This window comes from Rhodococcus opacus, from assembly GCF_012396235.1.
In the GTDB taxonomy this organism is placed as follows: domain Bacteria; phylum Actinomycetota; class Actinomycetes; order Mycobacteriales; family Mycobacteriaceae; genus Rhodococcus_F; species Rhodococcus_F opacus.
In genome coordinates this window covers 267,359-290,164 of sequence record NZ_JAAXPA010000005.1, presented here as the reverse complement: position 1 = coordinate 290,164, position 22,806 = coordinate 267,359, and the positions used below count along the sequence as shown (strand labels likewise).

Sequence of the window (22,806 nt, the reverse complement as noted above, 5' to 3'; positions counted from 1 at the left end):
ACGGTGTCCTTTACGAGCCGGTGGTGTGGGATCCGCGGGCACTCGGAACGACGAACGCCCCGCTCTCGAACTCCCGGCGCGCGGTGCCGGTGGCCTTGTAGTGCACCTTCTTTCCCGTCGCCGACACGGGGAGTGACTCCACGAAACGGTAGGCCCGGGGGCGCTTGAACTGCGAGAGCATCGGGTGTCTGCGGCAGAAGTCGTCCAGATCGTCCGCGGACGGGACCGGTGCGGTGGTGACGACGTAGGCGACGACGATCTGCCCCCACTTGTCGTCGGGAACCCCGACCACCAGCGAATCCGTGACCGACGGGTGCCCGCCCAGTGCTTCCTCGATCTGCACGGGGTGCACGTTCTCGCCGCCGGACAGGAGCATGTCGTCCTTGCGGCCGACGATCGTCACGAACTCCTCGTCGTCCCACGTGGCCAGATCACCGATGTGGAGCCAGCCGTTCCGGAACTTCCGTTTCTCCTGCTCCGGGGCATCGAAGTAGGCGTTGGCGCCTTTCGGTGAGCGGACGATGACCTCACCGATCTCGGTTCCGTCCTTGGCGACCGTCTCGTGAGCGTCGGCGAGGCGGTCGTCGAACAGCCGGACCACGGCGACGTCGTCGTCGATGCAGGCCCGCCCGGCGGTCCCGGCCATCTCCGGCAGATCGATGGGCCGGAGGAAGGTGTTCCAGAACCCTTCGGTGCTGCCGTACCCGTTGAAGATGCGAGGATTCAGCACCTTCTGATAGTGCAGTGCCGCTTCCCGTTCGAGTGGCGCACCCATCGTCACGATGCCGTTGAGGGTCGACAGGTCCCGGGGCTTCTCCTCCTGTGCGCGAGCGAGCACCGCCAGGTTGGTCGGGGCACCGATCAGGAACGTCAGCCCGTATTCCTCGACGTAGTCGAGGGTGACCTCGGCGTCGAAGCTGCGCTGCGCCACCAGCGAGGCACCGAGATAGAACGTGGGATTCGGCCCGGCACAGTACAGCCCGCCGCGGTGGAACCACGGAGTCATGTTCAGTGTCTTGTCTTCCGCTGTCAGCGGGAAGTGCATGATCACGTCGTGGGCGCTGAAGATCTCGATCATGCTGTTCAGCGGAACACCCTTGGGCATGCCGGTGGTTCCGGACGTGAACAGCCGTGTGGTTTCGTCCCACACCGTGCGACTCACGTCCGGCGGTGAGGCCGACTCGGCCACAAGTTCGTCGAAGCGAATCACCTCGAAACCGTTTCCCGGCAGTGGTTCTCCGGGTCCGACGGCAACGACGAGCGCGGGCTTGTGTGTGGAGCGCGACAAGGCATCCCGCACCATCTCGCCGATCTCGGTGTCGTAGACGAACACCATGGGGCGGTTCGCGTCGAGGATGACCGCCGTCTCCCCGGACGCGAGCCGGAAGTTCATCGGCGCTCCGACCGCGCCGCAGGCCTGCCCGGCCAGGTACAGCTGGGCGAATTCGGAACCGTTGAACAACTGGTAGGCCACGACATCGCCTGGTGCGACGCCGGCGCGGGCAAGCCCGGTGGCGAGCCGGTCGACGCGATCGCCGAGTTCGGCGTACGTCCAGCTCTCGCCGGTCGACGGGGACTGCATCGCGAGTCGATCGGCGTACCGGTGGGTGTTGCGCCGGAAGCCGTTCAGATAGGTGAAATCGTGCTCGAAGTACTGACGATAGGCGTGGGCGTCGTATGTGTACGTCATGATGAGTCCTCCGTCTCGGTGCCGGTCAGCCGGCCATGGTGAGGCCACCGCTGACGCTGATCACCTGGCCCGTGATGAACGACGCGGATTCGGACGCGAAGAACAGGACCGGCGCCGCCACTTCCTCCGGGCGGGCGAGCCGCCGGAACGGAATGGCCTTCACCAGAGACTCTTTGAGCTTCTCCGGCTGCGCCTGGAACAGCGGGGTGTCGGTCGGGCCCGGGCACACGCAGTTGACGTTGATCCCGTACCGGGCCATCTCACGGGCGAGCGACTTCGACAGCGCGATCACACCCCCCTTCGCACCGGCGTAGATGCTCTCCCCCGCACTGCCGACACGGCCCGCATCGCTCGCGAGATTGATGACGCGCCCGCCGTTACCCGCCTCCACCATGCCGGGAAGGAATGCACTGCACATGTGCACGGGCCCGAGATAGTTGATGGCGACGACCTTCTCGGCGAATTCGGTAGTGGCATTGAGGAACTGATCGGTGCGGTCCCACCCCGCCGCGTTGACGAGGACGTTCGCGACGCCTACCTCGGCCGTCACCCGGTCGCGCAGGGCGTCGACCTGCGCCCGGTCGGCGACGTCGACGGTCATCGGAATGAGCCGGTCGGGCCGTTCGGCTGCCGTCTTCTCCGCGGCCTGCGGGTCGAGGTCGGCGACGACCACCGTGTCGCCGTGCTCGGCGAGCGCGAGGGCGATGGCCCGGCCGATGCCGGATCCTGCGCCGGTGACCACTGCGATGTTGTTGCTCATGCTTTTTCCCACTTCCCGTGCTGTCGGACTCAGGCGTTCACGAATTTGTTGAAATCGGGCTTGCGCTTCTCCGCGAACGCCGCCGCCCCCTCGAGGCCCTCCGGTGAGTGCGTGAACAGGTCCAGCGCGGACATCGCGAGGTTGCTCAGTCCGGCCTGGTGATCGGTGTCGGCGTTGAACGACTGCTTCAGGAAACGCAGGGTGGTGGGGCTCTTCTCGGCGATCTCCGCGGCGACGGCCTTGGCCTCGTCGAGCAGTCGGTCGGCGGGGACCACCCAGTTGACCAGGCCCCAGCGTTCGGCGGTGACCGCGTCGTACTGGCGGCAGAGGTACCAGATTTCCCGGGCGCGTTTCTCGCCGACGACTCGCGCCAGGAAGGCGGACCCGAAGCCCGCGTCGAAGGAGCCGACGCGGGGACCTGCCTGGCCGAACTTCGCGGTCTCGGAGGCGATGGTGAGGTCGCAGAGAACGTGGAGGACGTGGCCGCCGCCGACAGCGATGCCGTTCACCGCGGCGATGACGGGCTTGGGGACGTCGCGTATCAGCTTGTGCAGGTTGCCGATTTCGAACATTCCACTCTCGGTCGGGCCGTAGTCGCCGGTCTCCGCGCGCTGCTTGACGTCGCCTCCGGTGCAGAACGCCTTCTCCCCCGCACCGGTGAGGATGATCGCCTGCACCGCGTCGTCGGCCCACGCCGAGCGGAAGGCCTTGATCAGCTCCTCGACGGTCTTGCCACGAAAGGCGTTGTAGCGCGCGGGGCGGTTGATCGTCACGACCGCAGCCGGGCCGTCGACCTCGTAGGTGATGTCTTCGTAGTCGGTCACGGTGATTCCTCTCTCGGGAGTCTGCAATGAGCTGGTGTTCACAATTTGTGAAGCGTCATTCTCTGTGAATGAACGTATATTCACATCATGGAGTGTGTCAAGGGTCACCCGGCGCTCGGTGGTGCTAGAGGAAGGCGCCGACCCCGGTCTCCGCTCGTCCGATCAGCAGCTTCTGGATCTGACTGGTGCCCTCGTAGAGCGTCATCACCCGCGCGTCGCGCATGTATTTGGCGACGGGATATTCGTCGACGTACCCGTACCCACCGAAGATCTGTACTGCGTTGTTGGCGGCGCGAACCGCGGCCTCACTACAGAAGTACTTCGCCTTCGACGCGGCCGTCCCGAACGGTTCACCGCGCTCGATCAGGTCGGCGGCCCGCCAGGTGAGCAACCGCCCCGCGTCGGCGTCGACGGACATGTCGGCGATCAGGTCCTGCACGAGTTGGAACGAGGCGAGCGGACGGTCGAACTGCGTGCGCTCGCGGGAATAGGCGACGGCGGCCTCGAGGCAGCCCTGGATGATTCCGACGCAACCCGCGCCCACCGACACGCGACCCTTGTCCAGCGAGTGCATCGCGATGGAGAAACCCTGCCCCTCGGATCCGAGCAGGCAACTCGCGGGGACGCGGACGTCCGTGAAGGACAACTCGGCCGTCGCCTGCCCGCGCAGTCCGAGCTTTCCGCGGATCTCGCGCGATTCGAATCCCGGGGTGTCCGTCGGAACCAGAAAGGCCGAAACCCCTTTGGGCCCAGGGCCTCCGGTGCGCGCGAACACCAGGCACAGTTTCGCCCACGTGCCGTTGGTGATGAAGATCTTGGACCCGTTGATGACGTAGTCGTCGCCGCTGCGTACCGCCTTGGTCTTCAGATTGCCCGGGTCGGAACCGTTGTCCGGCTCGGTGAGCCCGAAGCAGGCGAGCGCCTCACCGGACGCGATGCGGGGCAGCCATTCGTGCTTCTGATCCTCGGTGCCGTGCGAGAGGATGACCTTGCCCACCAGCCCCATCGACACCGACACGATGCCCCGGACCGCGGAGTCCGCCCGGCCGAGTTCCTCCATGCCGAGGCAGTACGTGATGTAGTCGCCGCCGAGACCGCCGTACTCCTCCGGAATGGTCATGCCGAAGAAGCCGATGTCGGCGAGCTTCTCGACGATCGCGGTGTCCACCGATTCGGCGCGGTCCCACGCGGCGCGGTGCGGCACGACCTCCTTGTTCACGAAGTCGCGGGCCAGCTGCCGGAACTCCTTCTGCTCCTCGGTCAGTGTCAGGTCCATGGATGCTCCTCGATGCCGCGTTGAATACACGATCACTTTTCGTGAGTTATCACTCACTTGAAGTGAAGCTATATTCACTCCCGGGTGTCGTCAACCCCCGAGCACTGGCCCGGTGCCGCGTCGGCTGAGTAGGCTCGACTCATGCCGGTCACCTGGTCGGACGGGGTCGATGACGTCATCCGTGGCGATCTGACCTGCGGGTTCGCGTACATCACACCCGCAGGCGGGGCGGTGGTGACGGCGGTGGCACCCCTCGGGCTGAGCGACCGCGAGCGGGGAACGGTCGGCTTCACCACCTCGCTGGGGTTCGGCCGCAAGCTCGAACGCATCAAGGGTGAACCCCGGGTGGCGCTCGCCTACCACGCCCGCGAGCACGGGATCGGCGACGGTACCAATAAGCGCTACGTGCTCGTGCAGGGAGACGCGACGTTCGACCCCACCCCCGACCCGGAACTGCTCGAGGACATCGGCCGGCGCTCGACCCCCTACACGGGCGAGCCACGCCGCGGCGCGTTCTGGGACCGGTGGCTCAGCGCGTACTACGCCGACCGGGTACCGGTGACCGTGACGGTGACACGGGTCGTCGCCTGGCCCGATCTGCACCTGACCGGCCGGCCCGAGGTGTTCGGCGCACCGCTGCCCGCCGTCGACCCGGAACCCCAGACTCCACCGAAGAGGGGCACCGGCCCACGGGTGGATGCGGCCAAAACCGGTGGGCGCGCGGCGAAGCTGTCGCACCGGTTGCTCGCCTACCGTCAGGCGGACGGCTATCCGGTCGTCGTTCCGGTCGACGTCGTTTCTGCGAGCAGCGAGGGCGTGCGTCTGACGGTGCCCGCCGGCGCGCCGCAGGGCGGCCGCCGCGCCGGGCTGCTCGCCCACGCCTACCGCGCCAAGCTCGTCGGCCTCGAGTCGCGTCAGAACACCGGTTGGATCGAGGTCACGGGCACCGAGGCGCTGTATGCGCCCCATACCCAGGCCGGGTTCGCGGCGCCGCCGAACAAGACCCTCCTGCTCCTCGCCAACGGGTTTGTCGCCCGGCGGGGGCTGGCGAAGGCCCGCAAGGAGGGCCGGACCCAGGCCATGGGCGGCTGATTCACCCGTCGCACGTGGTTCACCGCCGCCGGGTTACTCGCGGTATTCTCACCTCAACCGAACCTTCGGTCGGCTCCCGTGGATGACGGCGCACCGATGCGGTGGAGTTCTGCACCTGGAAGGATTGCGCGCATGACTACGGCACGCCCCGCACGGAAGACCGGATCGCCCGGACGTCCCGGCTACGACCTCGACTCGCTGCTCGCTGTCGCAGTCAAGGTCTTCAACGACAAGGGTTACGACGGCACCAGCATGGAGGTACTGGCCCAGCGCCTGGGAATCACGAAGTCGTCGATCTATCACCACGTGTCCGGGAAGTCGGAGCTGCTCGAGCTGGCATTGTCGCGCGCGCTCAACGCCCTCTTCGCGGTCACCACCGAGGAGAAGGCGACGAGCGGCCGGTACATCGACCGTCTCGAGTATCTCGTCCGCCGCAGTGTCGAGGTCCTCGCCGCCGAGCTTCCCTACGTGACGCTCCTGCTGCGCGTTCGCGGCAACACCGCGGTGGAGCGTCGCGCACTCGCCCGCCGCCGCGAGTTCGACGCGTTCGTCAGCGACCTCGTCGTCGCGGCGGCGGAAGAGGGAGACCTGCGGCCCGGCATCGATCCCGCGCTCACCAGCCGGCTCGTGTTCGGCACGGTCAACTCACTGATCGAGTGGTACCGCCCGCGCACCGGCGGGACCGTCGCGGACCTGGCGGACGCCGTCGTCGAGCTGACGTTCGACGGGCTGCGCCGCACCTGATCACCGCGGCGACCGGCGTCAGCCGCCGTCGCCCGGGGACGAACCGGAATCCGCTCCGCACCGCCGCGCCGAACGTCGTTGGGACGGAAGCTCTGTGGTGGTCATGACGACCTCCTGATGCCGCTCGATGCGGCACGTGGTGCATTCGGGATGACCGTTGACGTCTGGTGTGGATCCCCGATCGTTACCGGGATCGATGAGACGATGACGGCATGACCGACAGCGAGAACCCACGTGGAGCGCCGCGCAAATGGCGTGGCCGGGAGCCGGCCGACCGTCGCGCGGCGAGGCGTGCGGCACTGATCGAGGCCGGCCTGCAGATCATGGGAACCGAGGGAACGGCAGCGACGACGATGCGCGCGACCTGCCGTCAGGCCGGCCTCACCGAGCGCTACTTCTACGAGAGTTTCGACAATCGCGAGGCGCTGCTCGTCGCACTCCTCGACCACGTCGTCCTGGGCGCGAGGGACACCCTGCTCAGGGCTCTCGAGACGGGTCCCGACGATCCGGGCGAACTCGTCCGCCACGTCGTGAAGGCGTTCACCGGCTACATCGCCCAGGACCGGCGGCGGGGACGCATCATGTTCGTCGAGTCGCAATCGGTGCCGGAATTGGCCCAGCGCGGCGACCAACTCGTCACCGAGTTCACCACTCCCATGACGGCGGCACTGACAATGCTGGGTGTCGACGGCGCACCCCGCGACGCCGTCAACACCCAGCTGAACGCGATTGCCCTGTTCGGGGCGATCGCCTTTCTGTACCAGCGCTGGCTCACCGGCAGCCCGAAGATCTCGCAGAAGCGGATCGTCGAGCACATCGCACTCACCATCGAGGCTCATGCGCCGGTGAACAGCACCCCCTAGACGTGCGCGGCGCGAACCAGCGGTCGCCGCATCGCTTCCAGGCCCGCGACGACCGCCACGGCGATCACCACGTGCATGACCGAGAGCGCGATGGTGCTGGCGGTGTCGAAGTCGGCCTGAATGGTCAGGGCGATCGTCGCGAGCGGCAGCAGGGCGCCGATCACTTCGGCCGGACGGATGACGGCCACCCATTTCAGCGAGATCAGCGCGGCCAGTGTCATTCCGATCAGTATCGGAACGACCGTCAGGATGACGACACCGCCGGGCGCCACACTGCTGGTCTTGCCGGCATCCGTCATCTCGAACGAACCGCCGGCAGCCAATCCCAGCAGCCAGATCACCAGGTTGGGGACGAGCGCGCCGATCGTAGTCGCGGCGATCGCCCACGGACGGCTCAGTTCGAGCTCCATCGGGTTGATCCGTGAGGTCGAGGTTGCAGAAATCGTGGTTCCGGTGCTGGACATGTTCGTTTCTCCCTGTCGAGTGGCTCGAAGTGCTACTGACCGATCCTGCAACCTCAACCATTGTTTGGGTCAAGGCCTGAAATCGAGGTCTTGTCGGTGAGACCTGAACGGGTAGACCCGGGGGGAACGCAAAACTCATCGCGGGCGGCCCCGGTCGGCCATCTGGGGAAAGATGGTCACCATGAACTCTGCCCCCACGACACCTCCCCGACCGCGGGGGCTCCGCAACCCCCTCCGCATACTCGCGCGCTGGCTCGGCACCCGCGAATGGGTGATGCGGATGGCGCCGATCATCATCTGGCTGGAGTCGCACCTGCGCGCGTGGACCGGCAACCGGGTGAGCCTGATCGGTATCGCCGGACTGCAGTCCGTGCAGGTGACGGTCCCGGGACGCAAGAGCGGCACCCCGCGCACGACGGCCCTTCTGTGCATTCCGTACGGGGACGGGTACATCGTCACCGGCTCGAATTGGGGACGTCCCGAGCATCCGACGTGGTCGGTCAATCTGCGTGCGGCCGACGAAGCCCAGGTGAAGGCCGGGTCGCACGAATCCCGGATGAGCGTCCGGATGATTACCGGGGACGAACGCGAGAATCTCTGGAAACTGGTGGTCGACTACTGGCCCGGCTACCTCATGGAGCATCGACGGTCCGGCGGGCGTGAGTTCCGGCTGTTCGTGCTCGAGCCCACCCGCTCGGCTACAGAGAGTCGCGAATCCTGAAGACCGGCTCCACGAAGCGTTCGACGGCGCGACGCTCGGCGGCCGAATCGCCCAACGGCCAGGTCAACAGCGACAGGACGACGCGCACGATCCACCCCGCCGCCTCCTCGTCGGGCGCGATGCGGGTGAGCGAGATTGCCACCCGGCCGAGTTCGGGTGCGCGGGCCAGGTACTCGTCCGTACTTCTCGACCGTGACCCGGTGAACCACCGCGCCAGTGTCGGCTCCGCGCGGATCGCGGTCACCGACGCAAGAATCGCCTCGACGATCCGCTCCGAGTTCTCGAACGATTCCAGCGACTGCTCGACGTGGGCCGCCACGGCTCCGGCGGCGCGGGACATCACGGCGTCGACGAGAGCCCGCTTGCCCCCGACGTAGCGATAGAGCGTGGCGCGCGAGCATCCTGCCCGCGCGGCGACTTCGTCCACACCCACGCCGTCGATGCCCTGCTCGCGGATGAGGTCGGCCGCGGCGGCGTGAATCCGCCCGACGGCGAGCGCCCGCCGGTTGCCGCCGGTCAACCAATCCGCGTGTTCCACCCGCTCCACCGTTCGAAACGTCATTGCCACTGTGTCTCAGCATGAGACGGATCTCCCAAGAATTCTAGAACATGTTCTCCACTTTGACTTCGTGATCAGCGACGATGTTTCCAGATCCACTCGCGCTGAGACACCGGCAAAATTGCTGTTGGCCCCCGGTGTCGCAGTCCGCAGACCACTCTTGACAGCATCGTCCTTCGACGCGAACTGTGGTGATCTATAACAGGTTCCCGCCAACAAGGAGGCCCCGATGGCCCACACGCCGACCCTCGGAATCGACATCTTCGATCCCGTCCATCTCGACGAACCGAACGAGCTCTACCGGACACTCCGCGAGCACTCCCCCGTCCACCGGGTCGCCGGAACCGACTTCTTTCTGGTGTCCACGTGGGATCTCGTGACCGAGGCGGCAAACCGCACCGAGGTCTTCTCGTCGAATCTCACCGGTGTGCTGGTGCAGCAACCGGCGGGGCCGCCCGCGACGTTCGACATGGACGGCGGCGGTCAGGCCGTGCACGTGCTGGCCACCGCCGACGACCCGGCGCACCTGCACCATCGCAAGCTCGTGCTGCCGGCGCTCGGCCGCCGCATCCGCGCGCTGGCCCCGGCCGTGGACTCGCTCGTCGACACGCTGTGGGACGAGGGAATGCGGGACGGGCAGATCGACTGGGCGTCCGCGATGGCGGACCGGCTGCCGCTGGCGATGGTCGCGCATCTCATCGGCCTGCCCGAGTCGGACGTACCCCAGCTACTGACGTGGGCCTACGACAGCACGGAGCTGCTCGGCGGGGTCGTCGCCGCGGACCGCCTCGGTCCCCTCGTCACCTCCGCGGCGGAACTGGCCGGCTATCTGCGGTCCGAACTCGTGCGGGCGAGGTCGGACCCACGCGCCGACCTTCTGGGCGTCCTCGCCCACGCGTGCAATGCAGGCGAACTCTCCGAGGACGTGGCGACGCTCGTCCTGGTCCAGCTGGTCGGCGCGGGCGGCGAATCGACCGCGGGGCTGATCGGGGGCGCCGCACGCCTCCTCGCCACGCGCCCCGGACTGCAGACCCGGCTCCGGCAGCAACCCGCCCTCGTCGACGCGTTCCTCGACGAGGCGCTCCGTCTCGAGTCTCCGTTCCGGGGGCATCACCGGCACGTGGTTGCCGACACCACGCTGGGCGGCGTCGATCTGCCCGCCGGTAGCCACCTGCTCCTGCTGTGGGGTGCGGCCAACCGGGATCCGGCCGTGTTCGAGCGTCCGGACGAGATAATGCTCGACCGGCCGCACATCCGTTCGCATCTCGCATTCGGCAAGGGCGTCCACTTCTGTGTCGGATCGGCGCTCGCCCGCATGGAAGCGCTCGCCGCGACCACCGCACTGCTCGCGCGCACCAGCCGCTTCGCCCTCGCCGCCGACTCCGAGCCACGTTGGGTCCCCAGCTTGTTCGTGCGGCGCCACAGCGCGCTCCCGCTCCGACTCGAGGTGACACCCAGAGATTGACATTGACGTCAACATCAACACATACTGTGACCGTGACCACAAGTGAGGCTCAGGAGCGGGCGCGGTCGGCGCGGAAAGACAACGACGGTCCCCGCCGCCGCGAACTCCTCCGCGCCGCGAGCGCATGCTTCGCCGAACTCGGCTACGACCGGACGACCGTCGAGGTGATCACCACCCGGGCCGAAGTGTCGCGGGCAACGTTCTACGCCTACTTCTCGTCGAAGGACGAGGTGTTCCACGCCGTCGCCGCCGACGTGTGCGAGGAATTCCTCGAGTCGCAGCACGTGGAAGGACCGGCGAGCGAGGACCTGCGAGAGGTGCTGCGCACCACCACGAAAGCGTTCGTGGAAGCCGTGTACACCAACGGACGCGTCCTCGAACTGATCAGGCACCGGGCCCGGCTCGACCCCGAGGTCGGCCGAAGCTGGACCGCCGTGCAGACCCGGCTCATCCGCCGCTACACCCGGTTCATCGAGCGCATCGTCGCCACGTGCGACGTCACGCCGTGCGCGCCGCCCGCCCGCATCGCGCAGACCCTCGCCGACGCCCAGCTCGCGGGTGCCGCCCGGCTGGTCGACGCGACGGCCCGTGAACAGCGCCGGTACACCGCCGACCTGACCGCCATCTCCGAAAGACTCATCGGCTTCGCCTGACAACGACAATCCGCACAGAATCGGGAGTTCGGTATGCCCACTTCGCCTTCGAGTGACCCCGCGGCCCTGGAATCGGCCCTCGCCGAGATACGCGAACTCCAGGACGCCGCGTGGCCACCGCAGGTACCGCGGACAGTCGAGTACCCGATCGAGGGCCGCACCGTGATCGACTACCTGCGGCACTGGGCGACGGCACGACCGCAGACTGTCGCGATCGACTTCTACGGTCGTGCGATCACCTACGCCGAACTCGACGAACTGTCCGACCGCTTCGCCGGCTGGCTCCTGCAGCGGGGCGTGTCCGCCGGCGACCGCGTCGGCGTCCATCTCACCAACTGTCCGCAGTTCCATGTCGCCATGCTCGGGATCCTGAAGATCGGCGCCGTCCACGTCCCGATCAACCCGTTGTTCCGGGAGCACGAACTCGCGTACGAACTCGACGACGCCGGCGTGGAGATCCTGCTGACGCAGGATTCGTTCGCGGCCATGGTCGAATCCGTGCGCGGCCAGACGGCGCTGCGGCACGTCGCGATCACCGCCTTGTCGGACCTGCTGCCGGCCGAACCCGGCGTCACACCGCCGTTCCCCGCCGCCTCCGTAACCACCGACTGGGCGGAGATCATGGACTCTTCACGTGCCCAGCGGATTCCGATGGACCCCGACGCGTTGGCGGCACTGAACTACACCGGTGGTACCACCGGGATGCCGAAGGGCTGCGAACACACGCAGGCGCACATGGTCTACACCGCCGCCACCGCGACACTGGCCGGCGGCAGGCAGGTGGGCGAGGCTCCCCCCGTGGTCCTCGGGTTCCTGCCCATCTTCTGGATCGCCGGCGAGGACTTCGGCATCCTGTACCCGCTGATCAACGGCGGCACCGTCGTGCTCCTCAACCGCTGGGACCCGGAGGCCGCGGCGACGCTCGTCGACAGTCGTGGGGTGACGTCGATGGTCGGGACGGTCGACAACTATGTGGAACTGATGGATCTGCCCGGCTTCACCGACCGAGACTTCTCCACCCTGGACAACGCGATGGCCGTGTCGTTCGTGCTCAAGCTCGACCCCGCGATTCGCGGCCGCTGGCGCGACGCCACCGGACACGTGCTGCGGGAGGCCAGCTACGGGATGACGGAAACGCACACCGCCGACACCATCACGCTCGGTTTCCAGACCGACGACGAAGACCTGCTCAGCGAACCCGTGTTCTGCGGACTTCCGGTTCCGGGCACCGACGTGCTTATCGTCGACGAGGCCGGGGCGCCCGTGCCGGTGGGGCAACCCGGACAGATCATCGTGCGCAGTCCGTCGCTGCTCACCGGTTACTACGGCAAACCCGATGCCACCACTGCTGCGCTCCGCGACGGATGGCTCCAGACCGGCGACGTGGGCAAGCTGAACGGCAAAGGCGCACTGCACTATCTGGCGCGCAACAAGGAAATGATCAAGACCAACGGGATGAGCGTGTTCCCGTCCGAGGTGGAGGCACTGCTCATGCTGCACCCCGACATCCAGTCGGCCGCCGTGGTCCCGAAGCCCGATCCGGGCAAGGGCCAGGTGCCGTTCGCGTTCGTCCAACTCCTGCCCGACCGTCAGATCTCGGGTGAGGAACTGCGGGAGTGGGCCGCCCGGAACATGGCCACCTACAAAGTCCCTACCGTCGAGGTGCTCGACGCCCTACCCATGACGGCGACCGGGAAGGTCCGCAAGGCCGACCTGTTCGCTCTGGCCGAGGAGTACAAGTGACCCTGCTGGTCGCCAATCGTGGCGAGATCGCGCTCCGCATCATCCGCACCGCCGAGGAGATGTCGGTCGACACGGTCGCCGTCTACGCGGAGGACGACGCGGACAGCCCCCACGTGCGCGCGGCAACCGAAGCGGTCGCGCTCCGCGGGTCCGGCCCGTCCGCCTACCTGGACGCTCGCGCCATTCTCGACGCGGCAGCGGAGTTCGGTGCCACGGCAGTGCATCCCGGATACGGATTCCTCAGCGAGAACGCCGATTTCGCACGCGCCTGCGCCGAGGCGGGACTGTCCTTCGTGGGTCCGAGCCCCGAAGTGCTCGACATCTTCGGCGACAAGTCGTCGGCACGCGAGGCCGCCGTGGCCGCGAAGGTGCCGGTGCTCGCCGCGACCAACGGTCCCACCGACCTGGACGGCATCCGCGCGTTCTTCACGGAACACCCGGGCGGCATCATGATCAAGGCGCTCGCGGGCGGCGGCGGTCGCGGCATCCGTGCCGTCCGCAGCGCGGACCGTATCGACGAGGAGTACCGGCTGTGCGCGTCCGAGGCGCAGCTCGGGTTCGGCAACCCCGCGCTGTTCGCCGAGTCCCTTCTCGACGGCGCCCGGCACATCGAGGTGCAGGTGGTGGCGGCACCGCACGCGGGCGTGACGCGGGCCCTGGCCGTCGGCGACCGCGACTGCAGCGTGCAGCGCCGCCACCAGAAACTCGTCGAGATCGCCCCCGCGCAGGGGCTCGACCCGGGACTGCGCAGCGAACTGCACGAGGCCGCGGCCCGGCTGTGCGCCAGTGTCGGGTACCGGGGACTCGCCACCGTCGAATTCCTGGTGTCCCGGGACGGCTTCGTGTTCCTGGAGGTCAATCCCCGAATCCAGGTGGAGCACACGGTCACCGAAGAGGTGACGGGGATCGACCTCGTCGCCGTGCAGATCGCCATCGCCCGGGGAGCCGACTACGGGGAGCTGTCACTGCCGGACGGCGTCAGCGCCGTGGGGCTCGACGCGTCGGGCACACCCACTGCTGCGCGCGGAATCGCCGTCCAGGCCCGGGTGAACATGGAGACGATGCGCCCCGACGGTCAGGCCGTCCCCGCCGCGGGCACCCTGTCCGTCTTCTCGCCGCCGACGGGGCGGGGTGTGCGCGTGGACACCTACGGGCGACCCGGACTGTCACCGAGTCCGCGGTACGACTCGCTCCTCGCGAAGGTGATCGTGCATTCGCGGGGCCCGTCCTTCTCCGCCGCGGTGCGCAAGGCCGATGCGGCGCTCGCCGAGTTCGTCGTCGAGGGCGTCCCCACCAATATCGGCTTCCTCCGGGCGATTCTGGCGGACCCCGGCTTCGCCGACGGCGTCGTCGGCACCGACCATCTCGCCGAGCGGATGAGTGCGCTCGTCGACGCCGCCCACGTGCACCAGCCGGCGGAGGTGGCGTCGGAAACACTCGAGTTGCGGGCGGGCGAGGACGTGCTGCGCGCCCACATGGCCGGGACCGTCGTAGAGGCGGCCGGAGAAGGTGCGACCGTGGAGTCGGGTGCCCAGCTCGTGGTGCTCGAGGCCATGAAGATGCAGCACGTGATCGCCGCGCCCGCCGGTGCGGTAGTCGAGCGGAATCTGGTGGCGCCCGGGCAGACCGTCAACGCCGGCGACCCGCTGGTCGTGATCCGCCGCACGGGATCGGAGGCCGGTGACGTCGCCGACAGCGCAACCGATCTGGATCGTGAGCGCGCGGACCTGGCGGAGATCCGGCAGCGACACGAGGTGACCCTCGACGCCGCCCGGCCCGCCGCGATCGCGAAGCGCACGAAGCTCGGGCGGCGCAGCGCACGCGCCAACATCGACGATCTGGTCGACCCCGGCAGCTTCGTCGAATACGGACCTCTCGTCCTGGCCGCGCAGCGTAGCCGCCGCTCCGAGCAGGACCTGATCGAGAACACCCCCGCCGACGGGCTCGTCGCCGGGCTCGCCACCGTCAACGGTGACGTGTTCGGTTCGCGCGACGCCCAGGCGGTCGTGCTGTCGTACGACTACACGGTGCTCGCCGGGACCCAGGGCATGCGTAACCACGCGAAGACCGACCGGGTGATCGAACTGGCCGGCCGCAAGCAGGTCCCGGTCGTCCTGTTCGCCGAGGGTGGCGGCGGACGGCCCGGCGACACCGACGCCGGCCCGGCAGCAGGATTGGACCTGAACACCTTCCGGTCGCTGGCGGCGTTGAACGGGAAGGTTCCGCTGGTGTCGGTGGTCTCCGGCCGCTGCTTCGCGGGCAACGCCGCCCTCGCCGGAGTCTGCGACGTCCTCATCGCCACCCCCGACGCGAACATCGGCATGGGTGGCCCGGCGATGGTGGAGGGCGGTGGACTGGGTGTGTACCGGCCGGAGGACATCGGGCCCGTCGACGTGCAGCGGCGCAACGGCGTCATCGATCTGCTCGCCCGGGACGAGGTGCACGCCGTCGAACTGGCCAAGAAGTACCTGTCGTACTTCCAGGGCGCGCTCCCCGAGTGGGAAGCCCCCGACGAGCGGCTCGCGCGCCACGTCGTCCCGGAGAACCGGTTGCGCGCCTATGACGTTCGTAGTGCCGTGGAATCCATCGCCGATGTGGGCTCGGTCCTCGAACTACGCCGCGACCACGGCGTCGGCATCGTCACCGCGCTGATCCGGGTGGAGGGTGCGCCGTACGGGCTGGTCGCGAACAGCAGCCACCACCTCGGCGGCGCGATCGACGCGGTCGCGGCGGACAAGATGGCCCACTTCCTGGAGCTGTGCGAATCGTTCGGCTTGCCCGTCGTCTCACTGTGTGACACACCGGGATTCATGGTCGGACCCGATTCGGAGAAGGAGGCCACGGTTCGCCGCTTCGGCAATCTGTTTGTCGCGGGCGCGCGGATGACCGTGCCGTACGGAACGATCATCCTGCGCAAGGGGTACGGCCTCGGCGCGATGGCCATGGCGGGCGGCTCCTTCCACGCGTCCGAGTTCACGGTCGCGTGGCCGACCGGCGAGATCGGGGCCATGGGACTGGAAGGCGCGGTGCGGCTCGGATTCCGGAAGGAACTCGAGGCCATCGACGACCCCGCCGAGCGCGACACCGCGTTCGCGCAACTCGTCGACGCCGCCTACCAGCACGGGAAGGCACTCAACGCGGCGACGATCTTCGAACTCGACGACGTGATCGATCCGGCCGACTCCCGTGCCTGGATCGTGCGCCTCCGGCGCCCGTGAGTACTTGTTAACCGCGGGACGTTAATAAGTACTCACGGGGCGACGCCCACCACGGCCCGGCCCGAGTAGGTGCCGGCCCGCACCTGGTCGATCACCGAGACGACGTCCGCGATCGGAACGTCGTGGGTGATCGACTCGAGCCGGGACGGCGCGAGGTCGGACGCGAGACGGCCCCACAGCCGGCGCCGCTGCTCGATCGGGTACTGCACCGAGTCGATGCCGAGCAGGCTGACACCGCGCAGGATGAACGGCAGGACCGTGGTCTCCAACTTCGGTCCGCCGGTCAGCCCACTCGCCGCGACCGCACCGCCGTACTCGATGGTGCTGAGCACGTGCGCGAGGGTGGCGCCGCCGACGCAGTCGACCGCCGCAGCCCACTGCGCCTTGCCGAGCGGACGCGGTTTCGTGTCGGGCTCCGGGAGGCGGCCGATCACCGTGCTCGCGCCCAGTTCGGTGAGCAGTTCCGCCTTCTCCGGCTTTCCGCTCGACGCGACCACCTCGAAACCCGCCGCCGACAGCAGGTCGACGGCGACGGTGCCGACGCCGCCACTCGCACCGGTCACGAGCACCGGACCGTTGCCCGGCTCGACCCCACGGGACAGCAGCGCCTCCACGCTCATCGCGGCCGTGAAACCGGCGGTACCGATCGCGGCAGCGGTGCGGGTGGACATGCCGTCGAGTTTCACCACCCAGTCGGCCGGGACGCGGGCGAACTGCGCGTACCCACCGTGACGGGCGGTGCCGATGTCGTAACCGTGCGCGATGACCGTGTCACCGACGGAGAACTCCGGGGACTGCGACTCGACGACGGTGCCCGCCACGTCGATACCGGGCACGATGGGGTACTCGCGGACCACTCCACCCTTCGGTGTGAGCGCCAGTGCGTCCTTGAAGTTCACGCTGGAGTACTCGACCTGGATCGTGACCTCGCCCTGCGGCAGGAACGACTCGGCGACCGTCTCCTGGGAGAGGCCGATGGCGCCCTCGTTCTCGCGAGCGATCCAGGCGGTGAATTCCTTCATCAGCTTGCTCTCCTGACCTCGGGGGTGCGTCGAGACCATCATGCGACAGCCGTGCCCCGCAGACGAGGCCGGGGCGACGTTCCCCGGATCAGAACCGCAGGAGCACCTTGCTCGACGAGGACGCATCCCTGGCCGACGCGAACGCGGTGAGCGCATCGGCGACGTCGTACTCGGCCGTGACGATCGGATCCACCACCAGCGAGCCCTCGGCGAGGGCGGCCACCACCTCGTCGATCTCGTCGTTGAACCGGAACGAGCCGACCAGATCCAGTTCCCGGGTGATCGCGATCGACATGGGTACCGGCTGATCCCCCGAGGGAAGCAGACCGACCATCACGACCCGGCCGCCGCGGGCCGTGCCGTGGATTGCCGATGCCAGACCGCGATGGTTGCCGGAGCATTCGATGGTGACGTCCGCTTCCACCGCCGCGACTGCGTCGGTATCGGTGGCGGTGAGTGTCGCGTCCGCACCCACGGCGCGCGCGATCCTCAGCGGGTATTCGTGCATGTCCACTGCCGTGATCTTCCCGGCGCCCGCTCGCTTCAGCACCGCCACGACGAGCGCGCCGATGGGTCCGGCACCGATGACGAGGACCGACCGGTCCTTCACCTCCCCTGCCCGCGCGACCGCGTGCCACGCCACGCTCGCCGGCTCGGCCAGTGACGCCAGACGAAGATCGAGGCCGTCGGGAAGAACCCGGAGCATGCGGGTCGGGACGGCGACGTGGCTGACGAACAACCCGTCCGCGTGCGGGAAGTGCGCCGCACTACCCAGGTACGTGCATCCGGGGGAAATATTGGGGCGATCGGCTGGATACTTCGCGCTGTCGCCGCCGGGGGTCGCGGGATGGATGGTGACGGGGGTGCCGGCGCCGGGACCGCTTCCGTCCGTCGCGCCGATCAGGACGGTGCCCGACGCCTCGTGTCCGAGCCGCATCGGTGCGCGAAGGATCGACTCGCCGGCGGCGCCGTGCTGCCAGTAGTGCAGATCGGATCCGCAGATCCCGCCGTAGGCGATGCGGATCACCGCTTCGTCCGGCTTCGGTGCGGCGATCGGCACCTCCTCCACGCGCAGGTCCTGCGCGCCGTGGGTGACGACCGCCTGCGCGTGCGTCGGAATCTCGGTGGCGTGTGAAGCGGTGGTCGGGCTGGTGTTCATGCGTGGAGTCCAGTTCTGTCGGAGATCGGAGCTGGTCATCTGGTGACGGGTTCCGTTGTGGTGAGGAGGCCGAGTTCGTCCCGGCGTGGCATGCCCTCCCAGTCGCCGGACACGGTGCACGCGAACGCCCCGACCGTCACAGCGGTTCGCAGGCGGTCGGCGGGTGCCTCACCGGCCAGTCGTTCCGCGAGGTAGCCGGCGACGAAACCGTCTCCGGCCCCGACGGAGTCGACCACGCTCACCGGCACCGCGGGCAGGGAGTACGTCTCTCCGTCGACCATCGCGAGGCATCCCTGGTCGCCCAGTTTCAGGATGCTCTCGCGTGGTCCGAGGTCGCGGATGCGGGCGACGAGTTCGGCGGGAGTGCCGTCGCCCACCGCGATGGCGGCCTCGTCCTCACCTGCGAAGACGATGTCCGACAATCCGATCAGCTCACGGAAGACGGGGCCCGCGTCGTCCGGCGACCACAGCGCGCGGCGATAGTTGAGATCGAATGACACCGGAATGCCCAGTGCGCGTGCCCGTTCGACGCAGTGCAGGGTGGTCTTCCTGGCGGTGTCGGACAGGGCGGGGGTGATGCCGGTGACGTGCAGCAGGGACGCCGACTCGAGGCGGTCGTCCGCGATGTCCGACATCGTGAGCCGTGACCCCGCGCTGCCGGTCCGGTAGTACCAGACGCGGGTGGCGGTGGCGGTTCGCCGCTCCTTCACCATCAGTCCGGTCGGAGCGTCCGGATCGCGGATGACGTCGGCGGTGATTCCCTCGGCCCGGAGTTCCCGTTCGATCAGGTCGCCCAGGCTGTCCTGGCCGACGCGCCCGATCCAGGTGACGTCGACGCCGAGTCGCCGCAAGGCGATCGCGAAGTTCGATTCGGCGCCGCCGATTCCCAGATGCAGTGTCGATGTGTGGGCGAGGACACCGGTGTCCACCGCCCTGGTGAGGGCCATCGTCTCGCCGAACGTCAGCACCGTCATCACGCGACCTCCAGTTCGGCGACGACGTCGGTGAGGCGCCGGCATCGTTCGGCCAGCTGCCCGAGGTCGCCTCCGCGGAGTGCGTCCCCGATCAACGGTCCGCCGAGGCTGACCGCCGCCGCTCCGGCCGCGAACCACGCGGGGACGTCGTCGATGCCCACCCCACCCGAGGGGACGACCTGGATGTCGGGGAAGGGCCCGCGCAGGTGCCCGATGTACTCCGGCCCGACCACCGACGCCGGGAACACCTTCACGGCAGTGGCACCCGCGTTCCATCCGTTCCACAGCTCGGTCGGGGTGAATCCGCCCGGGTAGATCGGAACTCCGGCACGCACGGCCGTGGCGATGACGTCGAGGTTGGTCGTCGGCGTCACGAGGAAGTCGGCTCCCACGTCGAGGGCGGCGCGGGCCTGCTCGACGGTGGTGACCGTCCCGACCCCGATCTCGACGCCGTCGGGTGCGGCGCGCCGGATGCTGCTCAGGGACTCGAGGGTTCCCGGCGTGCTCATCGTCAGCTCGACGGCGCGCACGCCGTTCTCGGCGAGGACGTTCACCACCGGGGCGTACCGGTTGGCGTCCGCGGCACGCAGCACCGCGATGACGGAAGACGTCATGCCGCCGTCACCTCACGGTCGGTGGCGTTGGCGGCCAGCGTGAGGTCGCGGTCGCGGGTTTCCGGTGCCATCGCCGAGGCGATCAGAACGGTCACGGCCATCAGGATCATGTAGACGGCCACGGGGATCCACGAGCCGGAGAACGCCGTGACGAGCGCCGCACAGATCAGCGGTGCGACACCGCCGCCGAAGATCGAGGCGAATTCGCGGCCGAGTGTGACGCCGGCGTAGCGGTAGCGGGAGCCGAAGATCTCCGGGAAGTAGCTCATGGTGACGCCGACGGCGCCCTGGCAGGCCAGGATGAAGCCGACGATCATCGCCATCGTGATCAGCAGATGCGAGCCGGTGTTCAGGGCCAGGAAGGTCGGCACCGGCAGGATGATCAGGGCGATCACGATCGAGATGTACACCGGCTTGCGGCCCACCCGATCGGACAGGCGGCCGAACCCGTAGGCCGCGATGCCGCCGCAGATGGCCCCGACCAGCAGCACCTTGGGAATGAACGTGGGGTCGACGTGCACGTCGTTCTTGAGGTACGAGGCCATGAACACCTGGTACGTGTACGACTGCGCGCTGATGCCGATGGTCATGAACATGACGATGAACAGCGGCTTCTTGCCGTTCGCGAAGATCTCCTTCACCGGCGTCTTCGGAACCTGGTGCTGCTCCTTGAGTTCCTGGAACACCGGGCTCTCGTTGAGCTTGCGACGAATGACGAACGCGGCGACCGTGACGAACAGACTGCTGATGAACACGAGACGCCAGCCCCAGGACATGAGCTGCTCTTCGGGCAGGAGCTGCGCGGCGATCCACGCGACTGCGCCGAGCGCCGTGCCCAGTGCGGCTCCCGTCATCACCAGGGCGGCGAGCCTACCTCGCCTGCCTATCTGCGCCGTCTCCGTCAGAAGGGTTGCACCGCCGGACTGTTCGGCTCCCGCTCCGAAACCCTGGAAGAATCGGCATGCGACGAGGAGAGCAGGTGCGAGCAGCCCGACCTGACTGTAGGTGGGCAGCAGGCCGATACCCAGTGTCGCGCCGCCCATCAGCATCAGCGTCGCGACGAGCACCCACTTGCGGCCGAGACGCTCTCCGTACCGCGAGAAGAACAGGCCGCCGAGCGGCCGGGCGAGAAACCCGACGGCGTAGGCGCTGAAGCTCGCGAGGATGCCCGCCGCCGGCGAGATGTTCGGGAAGAACAGGGTGTTGAATATCAGCGCCGAAGCGGTGCCGTAGATGACGAAGTCGTACTGCTCGAGCGTGGTGCCGATGAGCCCCGCCCACGCCGCCCGGCGGACCGCGGACGGGTCTGCCTGGGGTGTACCGCCACCGCGGCCGGGAGTTTTCGGGTTCACCGTGGGGTCGAGTGTAGTGTCCATGGATTCCTCCATTGGTGGTTCCCGGAGTGTCCGGGCAGGGTTGAGGGAGTCAGATGGTCGCGCTGGACTGCAGCGACGTGGTAGTCCCGAGGTCCGGGACCGGGTCGGATGCTTCGCCTGCCGCAGCTACCGGCCCGTGACGGACGATGATGTCGACGAAGTCGGCGATCCGCGCGACGAAGTCGGTGTGCGAAGCGAGAGTGCTGGGAAACAGACCTCCGTCGAGGAAGACGGAGCGAACGAATTCTGTAGTGGAAGCGGCGTTGTCGGCCATTCCTGCCAGGCGCGGTCGAGCGGGGTCGGTCATGGATCGTGCGTGGGGGCCGGGATCGAACCCGGGCGGCGGGGCGATGCAGCAGAGGTATGCCGCCACCGTCAGAGAAAGGTACTGCGGGACGGTACCGCGGCCGAGGTGTTCGAGCGCGGGAATCGGGATGCGCTGCGTCAGTTTGACCGATCCGTCGGAGCCGACCTGCGAGGTGCGATGTCCCAGAGCGGTATTGGACCAACGCGAGAACAGCTGCCGGATGTAGTCGTCCGTGTCCACCGATTCGGGAACGGTGACCGTCGGCAGGTACTCGTCGCAGAGGATCCGGCGCGCTGCGTCCTCGACGAACGGCTGCGCCACGGACTCGGGGATGGTGGCGCGCCCGTCGAGTGCGCCGAGGTAGGCGATGAGCGAATGCGTCCCGTTGAGCAGTCGGACCTTCATCAGCTCGTACGGCTCGACGTCGTCGGTGAACAGCGCGCCACCGTGCTCCCAGGCGGGACGCCCGGCGGCGAACCGCTCCTCCATGACCCACATCGTGAACGGCTCCGCGGGGACGGCGATCGTGTCGCGCACGCCGAGGTGTGCCAGCGCCGCCTCGTTGTAGCGGTCCGAACCGGACGGCACGATCCGGTCCACCATCGAGTTGGGGAACGTCACGGACGAGTTCATCCAGGACAGCAGGTCGTCGCGGAGAGGCGGCGCGAAGGTGCCGACGAACTCGCGTACGAGCCTTTCGGTCTGGCGCCCGTTGGACAGCAGGTTGTCGCAGCTGAGGATCGTGACCGGGGCGGCGTGCGTGCTCGCCCGCAGGGCCAGTCCGCGGGCGATCTGCCCGATCGTGGTGCGGGGCGTCCGCATTTGGGCGAGGTCGCGGCGAACGACATCGGAGTCGAGGTCGAGGGAACCGGTCTCGGGTGAGACCGTGTACCCGTGTTCGGTCACCGTGATCGTGACGATCTTCGTCGCCGGGTCCGCGATCGCACGGACGACCGACTCCGGGTCCTGCTCGGCCACCAGCGTTCCGGTGTGTGAACCCGGGACGCTCACACGAGAACCGTCCGGCGAGATCTCGACGACGCTGTACAGGAGGTCCTGCGCGTTCATCGCATCGGCGACGGTGCTCGAGCGGCTCGCCACACCGAGAATGCCCCACGGTCCGGGTTCGCGTTCCATCGCGAGCGCGGTGTACACCGCCTGGTGTGCGCGGTGGAAGTTGCCGAGGCCCAGGTGCACGATCCCGGCGCCTTCCGGTACCCGCCGGTGGATCAGTGCCGCAGCGGGAACGTTTCGGCGCGAGAGTGTCGGTTCGGACATGCTC

General features: G+C 68.2%; 20 protein-coding genes. 8 read left to right on the top strand and 12 right to left on the bottom strand.

The window, feature by feature from the left end:
- Window positions 1–10: 10 nt before the first annotated feature.
- The 4 genes from HGB39_RS08970 to HGB39_RS08955 all read right to left on the bottom strand — a co-directional run bounded on the left by HGB39_RS08970 (window position 11) and on the right by HGB39_RS08955 (window position 4,550).
- The gene (locus HGB39_RS08970; protein ID WP_005562751.1) at window positions 11–1,690 is read right to left on the bottom strand and encodes a class I adenylate-forming enzyme family protein; all 1,680 of its coding nucleotides are present in this window, start codon (window positions 1,688–1,690) and stop codon (window positions 11–13) included.
- Between the two features lie 25 nt (window positions 1,691–1,715).
- Window positions 1,716–2,450, bottom strand: coding sequence for an SDR family NAD(P)-dependent oxidoreductase (locus HGB39_RS08965; RefSeq protein WP_005260983.1), 735 nt, complete (start codon window positions 2,448–2,450; stop codon window positions 1,716–1,718).
- Window positions 2,451–2,479: 29 nt separating this feature from the next.
- Window positions 2,480–3,274 carry an enoyl-CoA hydratase-related protein gene (locus tag HGB39_RS08960; protein WP_005250948.1) on the bottom strand — a complete coding sequence of 265 codons (795 nt, stop codon included), beginning with the start codon at window positions 3,272–3,274 and terminating at the stop codon, window positions 2,480–2,482.
- 124 nt (window positions 3,275–3,398) lie between these two features.
- The gene (locus HGB39_RS08955) at window positions 3,399–4,550 is read right to left on the bottom strand and encodes an acyl-CoA dehydrogenase family protein (RefSeq protein WP_005570194.1); all 1,152 of its coding nucleotides are present in this window, start codon (window positions 4,548–4,550) and stop codon (window positions 3,399–3,401) included.
- A gap of 141 nt (window positions 4,551–4,691) precedes the next feature.
- On the opposite strand from HGB39_RS08955, the gene HGB39_RS08950 reads away from it, so the two are divergent.
- The 3 genes from HGB39_RS08950 (at window position 4,692) to HGB39_RS08940 (ending at window position 7,249) form a co-directional block, all read left to right on the top strand.
- Entirely contained in the window at window positions 4,692–5,642 is a 951-nt protein-coding gene (locus tag HGB39_RS08950) for a hypothetical protein (protein ID WP_005570195.1), read from the top strand.
- Window positions 5,643–5,774: 132 nt separating this feature from the next.
- Window positions 5,775–6,386, top strand: a complete 612-nt coding sequence (locus HGB39_RS08945) for a TetR/AcrR family transcriptional regulator (protein WP_005250938.1) — start codon at window positions 5,775–5,777, stop codon at window positions 6,384–6,386.
- Window positions 6,387–6,598: 212 nt separating this feature from the next.
- Window positions 6,599–7,249, top strand: coding sequence for a TetR/AcrR family transcriptional regulator (locus tag HGB39_RS08940; protein ID WP_007301583.1), 651 nt, complete (start codon window positions 6,599–6,601; stop codon window positions 7,247–7,249).
- On the opposite strand, the gene HGB39_RS08935 is transcribed toward HGB39_RS08940, so the two are convergent.
- A complete protein-coding gene (locus HGB39_RS08935; protein WP_005567080.1) occupies window positions 7,246–7,713 on the bottom strand; it encodes a DUF6069 family protein in 468 nt (155 codons plus the stop codon). The two genes, HGB39_RS08940 and HGB39_RS08935, sit on opposite strands and share 4 nt — an antisense overlap.
- Before the next feature lie 181 nt (window positions 7,714–7,894).
- On the opposite strand from HGB39_RS08935, the gene HGB39_RS08930 reads away from it, so the two are divergent.
- Window positions 7,895–8,434 carry a nitroreductase family deazaflavin-dependent oxidoreductase gene (locus tag HGB39_RS08930; RefSeq protein WP_210752598.1) on the top strand — a complete coding sequence of 180 codons (540 nt, stop codon included), beginning with the start codon at window positions 7,895–7,897 and terminating at the stop codon, window positions 8,432–8,434.
- Here HGB39_RS08930 and HGB39_RS08925 read toward each other — a convergent pair.
- Window positions 8,412–8,972, bottom strand: a complete 561-nt coding sequence (locus HGB39_RS08925; RefSeq protein ID WP_005567077.1) for a TetR/AcrR family transcriptional regulator — start codon at window positions 8,970–8,972, stop codon at window positions 8,412–8,414. The two genes, HGB39_RS08930 and HGB39_RS08925, sit on opposite strands and share 23 nt — an antisense overlap.
- A 250-nt stretch (window positions 8,973–9,222) precedes the next feature.
- On the opposite strand from HGB39_RS08925, the gene HGB39_RS08920 reads away from it, so the two are divergent.
- Genes HGB39_RS08920 through HGB39_RS08905 form a run of 4 tightly spaced genes read left to right on the top strand, consistent with a single transcriptional unit; the run spans window position 9,223 to window position 16,072 of the window.
- Window positions 9,223–10,458, top strand: a complete 1,236-nt coding sequence (locus HGB39_RS08920) for a cytochrome P450 (RefSeq protein ID WP_005567076.1) — start codon at window positions 9,223–9,225, stop codon at window positions 10,456–10,458.
- Window positions 10,459–10,484: 26 nt separating this feature from the next.
- A complete protein-coding gene (locus tag HGB39_RS08915) occupies window positions 10,485–11,111 on the top strand; it encodes a TetR/AcrR family transcriptional regulator (protein ID WP_005567075.1) in 627 nt (208 codons plus the stop codon).
- A gap of 33 nt (window positions 11,112–11,144) precedes the next feature.
- A complete protein-coding gene (locus HGB39_RS08910) occupies window positions 11,145–12,854 on the top strand; it encodes an AMP-binding protein (RefSeq protein WP_005567074.1) in 1,710 nt (569 codons plus the stop codon).
- Complete coding sequence (locus HGB39_RS08905) at window positions 12,851–16,072, top strand: acetyl-CoA carboxylase family protein (protein WP_064080326.1); 3,222 nt, start codon at window positions 12,851–12,853, stop codon at window positions 16,070–16,072. The genes HGB39_RS08910 and HGB39_RS08905 overlap by 4 nt, the downstream gene beginning before the upstream one ends.
- Before the next feature lie 32 nt (window positions 16,073–16,104).
- On the opposite strand, the gene HGB39_RS08900 is transcribed toward HGB39_RS08905, so the two are convergent.
- The 6 genes from HGB39_RS08900 to HGB39_RS08875 all read right to left on the bottom strand — a co-directional run bounded on the left by HGB39_RS08900 (window position 16,105) and on the right by HGB39_RS08875 (window position 22,802).
- Entirely contained in the window at window positions 16,105–17,094 is a 990-nt protein-coding gene (locus tag HGB39_RS08900) for an MDR family oxidoreductase (protein ID WP_005572974.1), read from the bottom strand.
- An 88-nt stretch (window positions 17,095–17,182) separates the two neighbouring features.
- On the bottom strand, window positions 17,183–18,253 hold the full coding sequence (locus HGB39_RS08895; RefSeq protein ID WP_043793400.1) for an L-idonate 5-dehydrogenase: 1,071 nt from the start codon (window positions 18,251–18,253) through the stop codon (window positions 17,183–17,185).
- Window positions 18,254–18,288: 35 nt separating this feature from the next.
- Window positions 18,289–19,227, bottom strand: a complete 939-nt coding sequence (locus tag HGB39_RS08890; protein ID WP_005572976.1) for a sugar kinase — start codon at window positions 19,225–19,227, stop codon at window positions 18,289–18,291.
- A complete protein-coding gene (locus HGB39_RS08885) occupies window positions 19,227–19,841 on the bottom strand; it encodes a bifunctional 4-hydroxy-2-oxoglutarate aldolase/2-dehydro-3-deoxy-phosphogluconate aldolase (protein WP_005572977.1) in 615 nt (204 codons plus the stop codon). The genes HGB39_RS08890 and HGB39_RS08885 overlap by 1 nt, the downstream gene beginning before the upstream one ends.
- Window positions 19,838–21,217, bottom strand: coding sequence for an MFS transporter (locus HGB39_RS08880; protein ID WP_005260999.1), 1,380 nt, complete (start codon window positions 21,215–21,217; stop codon window positions 19,838–19,840). Before HGB39_RS08880 ends, HGB39_RS08885 begins: the two co-directional genes overlap by 4 nt.
- Window positions 21,218–21,266: 49 nt before the next feature.
- Window positions 21,267–22,802, bottom strand: coding sequence for a mannitol dehydrogenase family protein (locus HGB39_RS08875; RefSeq protein ID WP_043793401.1), 1,536 nt, complete (start codon window positions 22,800–22,802; stop codon window positions 21,267–21,269).
- Between the last annotated feature and the right edge of the window lie 4 nt (window positions 22,803–22,806).

Bases quoted from the DNA above. Each gene is read 5' to 3' on its own strand.
- HGB39_RS08970 (WP_005562751.1), bottom strand. From the start codon at position 1,690: ATGACGTACACATACGACGCCCACGCCTATCGTCAGTACTTCGAGCAC.
- HGB39_RS08965 (WP_005260983.1), bottom strand. From the start codon at position 2,450: ATGAGCAACAACATCGCAGTGGTCACCGGCGCAGGATCCGGCATCGGC.
- HGB39_RS08955 (WP_005570194.1), bottom strand. From the start codon at position 4,550: ATGGACCTGACACTGACCGAGGAGCAGAAGGAGTTCCGGCAGCTGGCC.
- HGB39_RS08950 (WP_005570195.1), top strand. From the start codon at position 4,692: ATGCCGGTCACCTGGTCGGACGGGGTCGATGACGTCATCCGTGGCGAT.
- HGB39_RS08945 (WP_005250938.1), top strand. From the start codon at position 5,775: ATGACTACGGCACGCCCCGCACGGAAGACCGGATCGCCCGGACGTCCC.
- HGB39_RS08940 (WP_007301583.1), top strand. From the start codon at position 6,599: ATGACCGACAGCGAGAACCCACGTGGAGCGCCGCGCAAATGGCGTGGC.
- HGB39_RS08935 (WP_005567080.1), bottom strand. From the start codon at position 7,713: ATGTCCAGCACCGGAACCACGATTTCTGCAACCTCGACCTCACGGATC.
- HGB39_RS08930 (WP_210752598.1), top strand. From the start codon at position 7,895: ATGAACTCTGCCCCCACGACACCTCCCCGACCGCGGGGGCTCCGCAAC.
- HGB39_RS08920 (WP_005567076.1), top strand. From the start codon at position 9,223: ATGGCCCACACGCCGACCCTCGGAATCGACATCTTCGATCCCGTCCAT.
- HGB39_RS08910 (WP_005567074.1), top strand. From the start codon at position 11,145: ATGCCCACTTCGCCTTCGAGTGACCCCGCGGCCCTGGAATCGGCCCTC.
- HGB39_RS08900 (WP_005572974.1), bottom strand. From the start codon at position 17,094: ATGAAGGAATTCACCGCCTGGATCGCTCGCGAGAACGAGGGCGCCATC.
- HGB39_RS08895 (WP_043793400.1), bottom strand. From the start codon at position 18,253: ATGAACACCAGCCCGACCACCGCTTCACACGCCACCGAGATTCCGACG.
- HGB39_RS08890 (WP_005572976.1), bottom strand. From the start codon at position 19,227: ATGACGGTGCTGACGTTCGGCGAGACGATGGCCCTCACCAGGGCGGTG.
- HGB39_RS08885 (WP_005572977.1), bottom strand. From the start codon at position 19,841: ATGACGTCTTCCGTCATCGCGGTGCTGCGTGCCGCGGACGCCAACCGG.
- HGB39_RS08880 (WP_005260999.1), bottom strand. From the start codon at position 21,217: ATGGACACTACACTCGACCCCACGGTGAACCCGAAAACTCCCGGCCGC.
- HGB39_RS08875 (WP_043793401.1), bottom strand. From the start codon at position 22,802: ATGTCCGAACCGACACTCTCGCGCCGAAACGTTCCCGCTGCGGCACTG.